This is a genomic window from Bradyrhizobium sp. 141 (assembly GCF_023074055.1).
GTDB lineage: Bacteria > Pseudomonadota > Alphaproteobacteria > Rhizobiales > Xanthobacteraceae > Bradyrhizobium.
On the sequence record NZ_JADPKR010000116.1, the window covers coordinates 1 to 11,784 of the forward strand.

Below are 11,784 nucleotides of genomic sequence, written 5' to 3' on the forward strand. Positions count from 1 at the left end.
GAGGCCGTAGACGCGCTCCGGATTGAGCGTGCCCGCCGACAAACGCTGACCGCGACCCTGCGCACGCTGCTCCGAAAGGCCGCGCAGTTTCGGTTGCAATTCGGCGACCGCCTGCGTCAAAGCTTGAGCGAAGGTGCCATGGCCTCGCTGCGGGATACCAACCTCGCGGTGTCGGTGGGTCGCTTGGCACGCGGCGAAGGGGAGCGCCTGACTCCCGATGAGCGCATCAAGGCACAGGAACGACAGCGCGCGTTGAGGCACGAACAAGCTGAGCGGCGCTTGGCTTTGGGAGATGGTGAGCAGGCCTCGGCACGTGAGCGCGACCTGCGTCGAGAGGAGATTGAGCGCCATCGTATCGAACAGGAGTTACTGAGGGTCCGCGCCGTGATGCGGCGAGATCGTGGACGTGGGATCGGCCGCTGAGCGGCCGATCCACGGGCCGGCGCGCTAGTCCCTGCCCCACCCATCGTTCCGAACCGGCTTGCGGGACTTGGGCTTGCGCTTCTGTTCGGCCTTCGGGGTGAGGTTCGGCGGCACCGGAGCCGGAGCCGGCTGAGGAACGACGGGAGCGGGCTTGGCCTCCGCGTCTTTCTTGGCGCGCGCGTCGATGATGAGATCGCCGATGGTACGGTCGAAATTCGGCCCGTCATCGACGTTCGGTGGGACCTTGCACCGACAGGTCAGACACCGGTCAACGCGCACCCGGATCCGCTCAAACGCGCGTTCGTCCTCGGGCGTGATTTCCTTGTTGTCACGCTTGAGGAGCCGCACGCGGTCCCAGGTATCGATCTCGAAATCCTCGATCTCGCATTCCCAGAGTTCGATCCGCACGTCTTCCGGAACGGGGACGCCCGCAACGTACGTCGCGGTACTCAGAAGAAGGGCATTCTCCTTGCGGCACTCCCATGAAAGGTGACCGGCTCTCCTGACCTGTACGAGATATCGACAATCATGAGGGCGCAGCGGGTTTGAAGCTTCCGGCGCAGCGGAGGCATTCTGATCTTTGCGGTCTTCGTTCTGATTGGAGTTGGACATGTGAGGCCCCGGCATTTCCAGTTGCGAGGCCGTCTATGAATATCGCTCTTTGCCGAAAGTACAGAGCGGAGACCATTGGATAAGTGGGCCGGACCGGCAGACAGTATCTTGAAAAAGCTGAGAAATACTGCTACAAGGAGCAAGAACGACATCATAAAGACGGGAGAGACCCGTCACATGTGGAGGGGCATTCGCCACCCCAGTGAAGTCGATGGACTTCACTGGCCACATGTGAATACATTCTTAAAAGTAACCTAATGGAATTTGGCGGCTCGCCAAAGCCCGAATTGGCGGCAATTCACAGTTTCGTGAAGGAGCTGCCTAGGGTGTGGGCAGCCGCGGGGTGGCGTCTTCTGGGCTGTGATAATGACGCTTATCGGAGGTCAAGACGGAGTCGGTCATGGTGGCGCTGTTGGAGCAGATGCTCCGGGACGTGCGCCGGGAGATCGCCGCGATCGAGATGCGCTCGGCCGCGCGGACTGCTGGGCTCCTCGCCCTAATCCGGGATGGGGCCGACACCGCCGAGCAGGACCGGCTGATGTCGGAGGACATGCGCACCCTGGACGGCCTGCGTCAGGAACAGCGGGTGCTGAAGGAGGCCCTGGAACGCCCCGACCTCCCGGCGAGCGCCCAGGATCTGCTCGATCTCGCCGACGCGAAACTACGCCTTGTCCTTGAGGCCCGACTCCAGCTCCAGGACCTGAGGGGTCAGGGATGACCGTCGCGCCCGTCCCGGCCTCATCGCTCCTCGATGACGCGCTCGCGGACGCAGATCGGGAGATCGCCGAGACTGAGCGGCGGCGCGAACGGCAAGTTCACCTCCTCCACGGCCTCGACCCCGGCACGAAGGCGCGGACCTGCGCCGAGCGCCTCCTGTGCGAGATCGACTGGACCCTCTCAATCAACCACACGCACCGAACGCTCATCCAGAACCTGCTGGCGACCGAAACCTCCAACGACGTGGGTTCCCCGTGACCACCCTTCCTACCCCTGTCGCAGAGACCGCAATCGGCCCCGCGCTCGACTTGGAAGCGGTCGCCGCCCGCGCCGCCGGACTCGCTCGGCAGGCGCGCGCCGCTAACACGCTCCGCGCCTACGAGGCCGACTGGCGGGAATTCGCGGGGTGGTGCGCCGCCCGCGGCCTCGAACCGCTGCCCGCCGCCCCGGCCGTGGTCGGGCTCTACCTCGCCGACTGCGCCGACCGGCTGTCGCTCGCGACCCTCGCCCGGCGGGTGAGCAGCCTCGCCGCCCGGCACCGCCGGGCCGGGCTCGGCCTCGACGTGCGCCACCCGGCCGTGGCCGACGTGCTGGCGGGCCTCCGGCGCGAGCGCGGCTCCGCCCAGCGCCGCGCCGAGGCCCTGACCGTGCCGCGCCTGAAGCAGGTGCTCGCCGGGCTCGGCGACGGCCTCGCCGACCGGCGCGACCGCGCCCTGCTCCTGGTCGGCACCGCCGCCGCGTTGCGGCGCTCCGAGCTGGCCGCCCTCGACGTGGCCGACATCGCCGTCCTGCCCGAGGGCCTGCGGGTCACGATCCGGCGCAGCAAGACCGACGCCGAGGGTCGCGGCGCGGTGCTCGCGGTCGGGCGCACGGGACAGGCGACGTGTCCGGCCGCCGCCTACACGGCGTGGCTTGCCGCGACCGGGATCGCCGAGGGGGCGGCGTTCCGCGCCGTCGACCGTCACGGCCGCCTCGGCGGGCGGCTGTCCGGCAACGCCGTCGCGCTGATCGTCCAGCGCCGCGCTGGCGCCGCCGGGCTCGACGCGGCGGCCTATGCGGGCCACTCCATGCGGGCGGGGTTCGCGACCTCGGCCGCCCATGCCGGGGTTGGCGAGATCCGGATCGCTCACCAGACCCGTCACGCCTCGCTCAGCACCCTGCGCCGGTACGTCCGTGAGGGGGCCCTGTTCGCCGACAATCTCGCTGTCGAGATCGGATTGTAGCGCTTCCAGGGCTCTCGTCTGGGACGCCCAGGAGTCCAAAGCGTAAGGCCCGACAAGGAGTTGCGGCTCGGTTATTGAAACGGTTATATTTTCCGCCATATCCTTCCAAGGGCGCGACGTGCTGCCGGATGGAGAGGGCCTTATGGACGTGGAAGAAGACCAGTCGCGCCAGATGGCGATCATCGAGCCCCTGCTGCTCGGCATCCACGACGCCTTGTACGAGGCGGTCGCCACCTACAACGGTGACGGGTACTCGGATGCGGTTCGTGCGCAGCACAGTGATCGCGCTGCCGCGTGCTGCATCTACGACCACGCCGAACGAGCGCTGATGGACCGCTTCGACGGCACGCCTGGGGTGAACTTCCTGGATCGCCGGGGGCTTCACCTGCTCAACTACCGGGATCAGGCGCTGATCCGGGTCAAGAAGGTGAACGGGTTAGGCCAACACGCTAACTACCAGACCCTGCAACAGCAGGATTATGACGACGAGATGCCCCTCCTCGATCTGCCCGAGGCGGCCGTGCGTCTGTATGCGGGCTACCAAATGGATGCCGCCGGGGCCGCGATCGAGCGGGTGATGATTGTCAGGCAGATCGGCAAGGACGTGATCTGGACGGCGCAGGTCACCGCTACGGAAGCCCAGGCTGCGTGGGTGGACATCACGCCGGAGCGGATCCCTGACACTGGTCGGACCGACTTTGAGGCGGCGCGTGCGAGACGAGGACGCTAAGTGACCGACGCGGTCTTCAACGCTGACATGCTGAGACTCGCGCGTGAGGCGCGCGAGATGACCCAGGCTGATCTGGCGAGAGAGGCGTCTGTCACGCAGGCGCTCATCTCGAAGCTCGAACACGGCCTGATCGGCCAACCCTCCGACGAGGTGCTGGGCAACCTCGCGAAGGCACTCCGCTTCCCTACAGCCTTCTTCCATCAGCGCGAGCGCGCGATCGTGTTCCCCGCCTTTCACTACCGCAAGCGCACGAAGCTCGGCGCGAAGCCACTCGCGCGGATCGGTGCGGTCATCAACATCCGGCGTCAGCACGTGGCGAGGCTCTTGCGCTCCTACGACCTGGAAGTCGCCAAGCCGATCCCTCAGATCGACCTGGACGAGAGCGGCCTCACGCCAGAGAAGGTCGCCGAGCGGCTGCGCGCGTACTGGATGCTGCCGCGTGGGCCGGTCGCCTGCGTGGTTGATACGATTGAGCAGGCGGGCGGCATCGTCATCATGACGAGCTTCCACACCAAGCTTCTGGACGGCATCAGCTTCCGTTCGGAGGGCATGCCACCGCTCTTCTTCATGAACAAGGATGTTGCCGGGGACCGCTTCCGTTTCTCGCTCGCGCACGAGCTTGGACACATCGTTATGCACACCGTGCCTGACGACGATCAGAAGATGGAAGAGGAGGCGCACCGCTTCGCTGCGGCTTTCCTCATGCCTGCCTCGGATATCAAATCATATTTGATATCTCCTAAGATTACTGCTCTCGGTAGAGTGAAAGCGTACTGGAAGGTCTCTATAAAAAGCTTGATTAAAAGAACTTACGACCTAAAATTAATTACTGATTCTCAGTACAAAAACATGAATGTTCAGTATAATAAATCTTTCAACGAGGGTGAGCCATACGAAATACAGGTAGAAGAACCTTGGCGCCTTAGAGATATCATCAAGTATCACTGCAACGAGCTTGGATACAGCTTGTCTGACTTGGCGCGCCTTCTGGCTGCGAACGAAGCCGACGTTGAGCGCGCGTATCTCCCGCGCCAGGGCCTACGCCTCGTGGTTTCGAACTGAGTTTTGGGTCCCCTTCTACGTGACGAGGACGCGTGTCCAGTAGGCGTTGTCTCCGCCGCCCTCGACTACGAGAACCCCATGGGTGAGGATATTCACGACGCTGCCACAGCGCTTGCCACGGCATATGCGAACGGCGATGTCTACCGTGCATCGGGCATGGTCCAGCGGGAACATAATGTCTCTGTACAAAAAACTACAAGATGTCCGCAGCGAGGAAGACGTCAAAGATGTTTACATTCAGGCGTTAGGCTTGAAGAAATATACCAAAGGGCTAATTGATATTCGTACGAAGGAAATGTGGTTCGAGGCTAAACATCACGGCAAGGACTCAAGTTATAAGATGTTCACCCAGCTTCTGCATTATGTGCAGGATGGGTTGAATAAAGGGGACGAGTTACCACCGTTCCTGGCAGTAATGGATACTGAGAAGGCGGCTCTGATGAAGACCGCTGATGTTATTCCATTTTTGAAAAAGAAGACGATAAAATGGGGCAAGTCGGCTACTAAATTCCCGAAGGAGGCGCTCGACCAAGTATCCGCGTTCATTGGAACAAGGATGGTCTCGTTCAGGATAGCGACGCACGAAGATGAATTCATCAGTACTGTAAAAGCCGCTCTGACAAAGGGCGATATTATCCGCATTTCGATCACGCCAGATAATTTGAAGCAAGTTTTCGATAAATGGGTCGAGATGATCGGTCGGGAAATCGGCGGTGCTCCGGTAGATAAATATGCCCTTCTCTTTTTCGCCGACATCATGCATGACGGAACCAAGGCGACTCATGAAAACTTGCCGGCCGAACTTCTCCATCAAGGAGAAGCGCCCGTATTTTCCCTCGACGGTAAACTTTATAAACTAGGTAATCGTGAGGGTTACCGTCAGTTCTGGTCAATTTATCACCGCCCACCAGATGAGGAGTATCGCAATTACTTATTAGAGCGTCGCGACTCCCTAATCCCGCTAGACGAGCGTAGCTTCAAGGGCGCTTTCTATACTCCACTCCACGTGGTTGATAAAGCCTACGATAAGTTAGCCGACGTTCTTGGGAAGAACTGGCAGAAGAACTACATAGTTTGGGACATGTGCTGCGGCGTTGGGAACTTGGAAACCAAGCATTCCAACCCGCGAAACGTTTTTATGAGTACATTAGATCAAGCTGACGTCGATGTTATGAAAGCTACTAGAACCTGCGTTTCCGCCACTCGGTTTCAATATGATTATCTCAATGATGACATTACGGCTGATGGCAGAATTGACTATAGCCTCACCAACAAAGTGCCGCCCGCTCTGCGGCAGGCAATCGCCGAAGGTCGAAAGATCCTGATACTTATCAATCCGCCATATGCAGAAGCTGCAAACATAGATAACATCACAAGTTCTCGTGGGAAAAATTCAGAGAGCAAAAAAAGCGTTTCAAAGACGCAGATTGCTAAAACGATCAGTGATTTTGGATACGCTTCGCGCGAACTATTCGTGCAATTTCTAGTGCGGATCGCCAAAGAGATACCAAACGCTACCTTGGCTATGTTCAGTACCTTGAAATATGTAAATGCTCCAAATTTTGAGCCATTCAGGTCGTTTTGGAATGCATCTTATCTCGGCGGTTTCTTGGTGCCTAGCAAAGCATTCGATGGTCTAAATGGGAATTTCCCTATTGGCTTCCTTATTTGGGAAACCGATAATTCCGCAAAAAAGAAGACACCAATTACAAACATAGTTGCGGAGGTTCTTAATAAAAAAGGCGAAGCAATTGGCGAAAAGCAATTCTATAATCTACCAAGTGAGCGATTTCTGAGCAATTGGATTAAGCGGGCAAGGTCTAATAAGGATGACGCCCTGCCCTTGAAAGGCGCGCTCGTGCCAACGACTAGTATTAAAGATGTGCGTGGCACTAAATGGGCAGACGGAGCGATCGGCGGAATGATTGCGCCCGGTGGTGATGTTCAACACGCAAATCTTACCGCCTTGCTATCATCAGGGTACTGTAGCGCAGGCGGTTTTTTCGTCACCAAGGAAAATCTCTGGAAATCGGCAGTTGTGTTTGCGGTACGGCGTCTAGTTAAGCCGTCGTGGCTCAATGATCGGGATCAGTTCTTACAGCCTGATGAGCCTCTTACTGAAGAATTTAAGATGGACTGCTTAGTCTGGATGTTGTTCAGCACACAAAATCTGACGGCTGGCGCGAACGGATTGGAGTGGAATGGTCGCCAATGGAGTCTGGTCAATCACTTTATTCCGTTCACCGAGGCTGAAGTTAATGCACCTGACCGATTTGAATCAGATTTTATGGTTCAATACCTACATAAAAAGAAGTTTTCGGTTGAGGCTTCCGCAGTCTTACGAGCAGGTAAAATCCTTTGGCAAACGTATTTCTCCATCACCGATGTATATAGCGTTCGTCAAAGCCTCAAACTCAATCGCCCCGATGTTGGATGGTATCAGATCCGATCCGCTCTTGGTCGACGCGAGGAACAGAAAGACAAAATCGAAACCGAATTTGCTGTCTTTGACTCAACCTACGAGACGCTGACATCGAAGCTAGCACCGATGATTTATGATCTTGGCTTCCTAAAAACTTAGCGTGCAGCAGCGGCTCATGCTGGTAAGCAAGCAGGCGAGATCTCGGGACACGAGGCGGAGAGAGAACGTTCGTCTCCGCGCTGTCAATCTGCATAGGTATGGGCGCTTAGCGTACGTTTTCGAACATCCTCTGCGATGACCCCGAGTTGGCGTAGACGAAATACCAAAGGTCCAAACCGGGTGAACGACGACGCCTTCACAGATGAGCTGAGATCGGCCCTGGAGGCCCTGATCTCGGAAGCCCGTGCAGCAGGCCCAGGGCGGGTTGTGACCGCGGCCGAGCGCGCTGCGATAATCTGGGTCACGGACCGCCAGGAAGCCCCCGAGGCCGCCCGCCGCGATCTGCCGGTACCAGAGACCGCACGCCGCTTGCAGTAGGATCCCGGCCGCCCTGGCTCCTGTGGTGGGCGACGCGATCTCTCGTTCATGACGGACACCCGTACCCACGACGATCTACGAACTTACAGCCTCCCAGATCCGGACTGGTGCACAACTGCGGTTCAGCCGGCGAGCCGACGCCACCATGGGCGTGCTTTCCAGGCTTCCAGCTCGGCGCGGGCCTGGGCGGTCTCCGCTTCGGCTCTCTTCTCCAAAGCACTCAACTCTACCCGTGATTGAGCCGCTGCGGCATCGGCCAATGCTAATCGCGCTTGCAGCTCGCGCTCGCGACCCCCGGCCTCCTCAACGACCTGGGCGAGTTGCCGAGCGAGAGCGGCGACCTCCCCGACTAAGTGATCGGATTTCTCAGTCTCGGCGCTCCTGTCAGCTACCGCCTGCGACAGAGCTTGCTGCGCCTCTGTGAGAGCCCGCTCGAGCCGTTCGATATGGGCGGTTAGGAAGGCAACGAAGGTCCTTTCGAGAGGGCCTTCGACAGGAGGCTCAGCATCGATTTCGCTTTCATCGAGAGGGGTTTCGACACCTCTCTTGAGAGCCCGCTCAAACTCTTCGATAGGGATCTCTATCCGGGTCCTACCGTCGTTACCGGGGAGCCTACGCCAGCCCTGTCGGCGCACGAGCTGCCGAGCTGAAGCCGGTTTCAGAGAGAATGCTTCCTCGATCTCCGCATACGTCATGATGCGGGACGAAACCCCCTTCGACACCTCGCTCATGACAGCCCCTCGGTCACTCGGAATGAGACGGACGAGAGGGTGTGTCCATAACTCTTTCGAAAGGGTATCTGACCGCCCTTTCGAGACCCCCGTCGAGGGAGGGCTTACCGTAGCCGTGTTGACTGCCTGTGTCGGTACGGGGATGGTGGGCGAATGCCGGACTCGTGCCGGTTCGAGGAGATAACCGCCACGACGGCAACGTAGAAAAAGCAACGGCCCCTCAGGCGCCAACCTGAGAGGCCGTGGACCGATCTCATAGAGACCGGCGGGGGATCAAACACCTCCCGACAGTCTCACGAGCACCCTTAGGGGTCAAGACGGGACGCCAATCCCGTCAACGGTCTTGCTCGTTCTGTGGAAGGGTGTCGCCCGCTAAGGCGATGCTCGCTGCTGTGCCGTGGCCCGCAAGGGCTGGGACATGTTCGCTGAAGAACTTAGGCGCGCCGTCGAGGTTGCGCCCCGGGGCGCGCTGCCCGAGGTGGCGGCGCTGCTGTGGCGCGCCTTCGGGGCGGGCCAGGTGAGTGAGGCCGAGGCCGAGGCGCTGTCGGCGCTGATCGAGGGGCGGACGGTCATCCCGGCCGCGCCCGTGCCGCCGCGAAGGCCTGCTAGCTCCCGGCCGCGGAGCGACGCCCCGCCGGGCCGACCGTCCATCTTCCCCCCGAAACGCCATCAGCGCTCGCCGGATCGCGCTCGGTCACTAGAGCGACGGCGGACCTTGGCTGCCTCTGGTCCAATGCCCCCGGCGCTCGCGGCCCGGCACACGACTGGCGAACTCGCCGCGTTACGGATCATCGCCGACGAGGTGCGGGCGCGCGGCGCATGTGAACTGTGCGTGTCGGCCATCGCGGCGCGAGCCGGGGTGTCGGCCTCGACGGCACGCAACGCGATCCGGACGGCTGCCCGTTCCGGGCTTCTCCACGTCGAGGAGCGCCGCCTTCTCGGCCGGCGCAATGATCCCAACCGCATCACCATCGTGGATGCCGCTTGGCGGGCTTGGATCGCGAAGGGCGGCCGAACCGGGGGGGGTGCCTTCAAAAAACTCGAGCCCACGGACAGAGGATCTCAGAAAGCGCAATCTTGGAGCGGTCAGCGGCCAGCGGAAACGTCGCAAAGAGCTGCCGGGAGGCAGGGTCGGGCGAGGGCAAGGCCACCTTCCGATTCCGGACCGGGTCCGTCACGGCGAGTGCCATCCATGCGGTAGGCTCATGCACCCGATCGTCATTCCGAACGGCCCGCTGCGCACTCAGTAGCCGTCGAGCACGGCGTACTCGCCACGCGGGCCGAACCGCGGCGCGCTCAGGTCGATGCGGACGCACAGGCGCGTGCGCCTGTCATCGGACTGGCAGTTCGTCAGCACCACGCGGCCTGCGCGGCGTTGCCAGTCCTCGGCCCGCGCCTGGAGCGTCGGCAATGCGACGCGCAGGCGCTCGACTTCGGCGGCGAGGCGGGCGCGTTCCGCCTGACCCCAGAAGGTAGACGCGGCGACGCCGGCAAACTGTGCGCCGGTGGCGCCCAGCACGACGAGGCTCAGAACTGCGGTGAGGCGAAGTGTCAGCCGAGCCGTTGCCTGTCGAACCCCGTGCGTCGCTGCGTCGATCTCACCGCGCGCGTCGTGCAGCGCGGCCACGACCTCGCTGCGCAGTCGGTCGGCCCCGAGCGCGGAGACCGTCGTGTCCAACGACGCGACGCGGTCGGACAGCGTTCCGAAGGCCGGCCCGAGGGCCGACACGTCGAGGGTGAGGGTACGAGGTTTTGCAGCCGCCATCTCGGCCGCCTGTGCGGCCTTGAGCGTCCCCTGCATGTCCTGCCCGAGTCGGTCCACGTCGCGGCGGACTGCCTTGAGCGTGTCGAGCAACTCAATGACGGGGTCGGTTGAGTTCGCGCCGTCCATTGTCGGCAGGGTCCTACGAGTGCTCCGTCTCGGTGGGCGGAACAGGATCCTGTCTCATGGAGAAGATGTGCAGGCGGCCGAGAAGGTCGGTGACCCTTCGGAGGTCCACATCCGGAAGACCGTCGTTGTCGATGATCGAGACCAGCTGCTTGGCATTGGCAGGGCTGTCGTAGGCCCATCGGATCACAACAGCGCCGACGACCTTCGCCTCCCGTTCATCCCTGGCTTGGATTTCTGCCTCCACACGTGCGGTCTCAGCGGCAAGCGCCGTCAGCCTCTGTTCCGGGGTGCGCTTGATGCGCTTCGGCTTGGTCTCGGTCGTGTCCATGTTCGAAGCTCGCTTTTTGAGAGTTGCATTCGAGGGGCGGGCAAAGCTAGGGTTGAGTCCCGAAGGGCGCGGTTACGTCTCGGACTGCGTCCGACACCCGCGGTCCTCAGGGGCTGCGCCCCGCCGGACGGCTTCCCCCCAGTCCGGCGCTTAGGCGCCGGACGTCAGGGTTCCTCACCCTGAAACCGAGCCAGCGTCGGGCCGCTGGACCACGTATGTGCGCACAGGGCGCGGTGACGGGATGGCGCTGTACCGCTTCGAGCTGAAGGTGATCGGCCGCTCCGGCGGGCGTTCGGCCGTCGCCGCAGCCGCCTATCGCTCCGGCACCCGGATGGTCTGCGCCCGCCGCGGCCAAGTCTTCGACTACAGGCGGCGCAAGGGCGTCTCGTCGCGCGAACTCCTCGCTCCCCCAAGCGCACCGGCATGGGCTCGCACGGATCGCCAGAAGCTCTGGCAGATGGTGGAGGCGAGCGAACGCCGGGTCGACAGTAGGCTCGCGAAAGAGGCCGTACTCTCGTTGCCGCGCGAGCTGAGCGTCGAGGATCGCGTCCGGCTGGTCCGCGCGTTCGTCGAGCGGGAGATTGTCGCGCTCGGTCTTGTCGCGGACATCGCGCACCACGACGGACGGACGGGAAAAGACGATCCGGACGGCGGCAATCCGCACGCTCACGTGCTGATCTCGACTCGTCGCGTCGGTCCCGATGGGTTCGAAGGCAAGGAAAAAGCTCTCGACGCTCGAGACACCCTGTTGCATCTCCGTGAAGCGTGGGCTTCGCATCTGAACGAAGCGCTCGAGCGTGCCGGAGCGCCGACGCGGGTCAGCCACCTCTCGCTCGCGGCACAATGCGAGGACGCCAAGGCTGAGGCTGCCGATGCGCGCGCCAGCGGTGACACGGAGAAGGCGGACGAAGCCGACGCAGCGGTTTTCGTGCTTGATCGGAAGCCGGAGCCGAAGCTCGGGCGGGGACACCACCTCCGAACCCGCGCTGGCATTCAGACCGACCAAGGCGAGGCCGTAGACGCGCTCCGGATTGAGCGTGCCCGCCGACAAACGCTGACCGCGACCCTGCGCACGCTGCTCCGAAAGGCCGCGCAGTTTCGGTTGCCA

12 protein-coding genes are annotated in these 11,784 nt (G+C 61.7%); 8 read left to right on the top strand and 4 right to left on the bottom strand.

The window, feature by feature from the left end:
• Positions 1-423 (top strand): hypothetical protein (locus IVA81_RS40125; RefSeq protein WP_247330367.1); only part of this gene is annotated, 423 nt, incomplete at its 5' end.
• Positions 424-447: 24 nt separating this feature from the next.
• On the opposite strand, the gene IVA81_RS40130 is transcribed toward IVA81_RS40125, so the two are convergent.
• Positions 448-831 carry a hypothetical protein gene (locus IVA81_RS40130; RefSeq protein ID WP_247330370.1) on the bottom strand — a complete coding sequence of 128 codons (384 nt, stop codon included), beginning with the start codon at positions 829-831 and terminating at the stop codon, positions 448-450.
• Positions 832-1,435: 604 nt separating this feature from the next.
• Between IVA81_RS40130 and IVA81_RS40135 the strand changes: the two genes are divergently transcribed.
• From IVA81_RS40135 to IVA81_RS40160, 6 genes are all read left to right on the top strand, one after another.
• A complete protein-coding gene (locus IVA81_RS40135; RefSeq protein WP_247299892.1) occupies positions 1,436-1,753 on the top strand; it encodes a hypothetical protein in 318 nt (105 codons plus the stop codon).
• Positions 1,750-2,010, top strand: coding sequence for a hypothetical protein (locus tag IVA81_RS40140; RefSeq protein ID WP_247299890.1), 261 nt, complete (start codon positions 1,750-1,752; stop codon positions 2,008-2,010). The genes IVA81_RS40135 and IVA81_RS40140 overlap by 4 nt, the downstream gene beginning before the upstream one ends.
• Positions 2,007-2,975, top strand: a complete 969-nt coding sequence (locus IVA81_RS40145) for a tyrosine-type recombinase/integrase (RefSeq protein ID WP_247330373.1) — start codon at positions 2,007-2,009, stop codon at positions 2,973-2,975. Before IVA81_RS40140 ends, IVA81_RS40145 begins: the two co-directional genes overlap by 4 nt.
• A gap of 142 nt (positions 2,976-3,117) precedes the next feature.
• Positions 3,118-3,705 carry a hypothetical protein gene (locus IVA81_RS40150; protein ID WP_247299914.1) on the top strand — a complete coding sequence of 196 codons (588 nt, stop codon included), beginning with the start codon at positions 3,118-3,120 and terminating at the stop codon, positions 3,703-3,705.
• Positions 3,706-4,767 (top strand): XRE family transcriptional regulator, encoded by a 1,062-nt coding sequence (locus tag IVA81_RS40155; protein WP_247330375.1) that lies wholly within the window; start codon positions 3,706-3,708, stop codon positions 4,765-4,767.
• Positions 4,768-4,942: 175 nt separating this feature from the next.
• On the top strand, positions 4,943-7,348 hold the full coding sequence (locus IVA81_RS40160; protein ID WP_247299909.1) for a hypothetical protein: 2,406 nt from the start codon (positions 4,943-4,945) through the stop codon (positions 7,346-7,348).
• Between the two features lie 500 nt (positions 7,349-7,848).
• On the opposite strand, the gene IVA81_RS40165 is transcribed toward IVA81_RS40160, so the two are convergent.
• From IVA81_RS40165 to IVA81_RS40175, 3 genes are all read right to left on the bottom strand, one after another.
• Complete coding sequence (locus tag IVA81_RS40165) at positions 7,849-8,457, bottom strand: hypothetical protein (RefSeq protein ID WP_247299906.1); 609 nt, start codon at positions 8,455-8,457, stop codon at positions 7,849-7,851.
• Between the two features lie 1,243 nt (positions 8,458-9,700).
• A complete protein-coding gene (locus tag IVA81_RS40170) occupies positions 9,701-10,348 on the bottom strand; it encodes a hypothetical protein (RefSeq protein WP_247299902.1) in 648 nt (215 codons plus the stop codon).
• A 13-nt stretch (positions 10,349-10,361) separates the two neighbouring features.
• The gene (locus IVA81_RS40175; protein WP_247299899.1) at positions 10,362-10,676 is read right to left on the bottom strand and encodes a hypothetical protein; all 315 of its coding nucleotides are present in this window, start codon (positions 10,674-10,676) and stop codon (positions 10,362-10,364) included.
• A 241-nt stretch (positions 10,677-10,917) separates the two neighbouring features.
• On the opposite strand from IVA81_RS40175, the gene mobQ reads away from it, so the two are divergent.
• Positions 10,918-11,784: MobQ family relaxase (gene mobQ, locus IVA81_RS40180; protein ID WP_247330377.1), on the top strand; the 867-nt coding region annotated here is incomplete at its 3' end.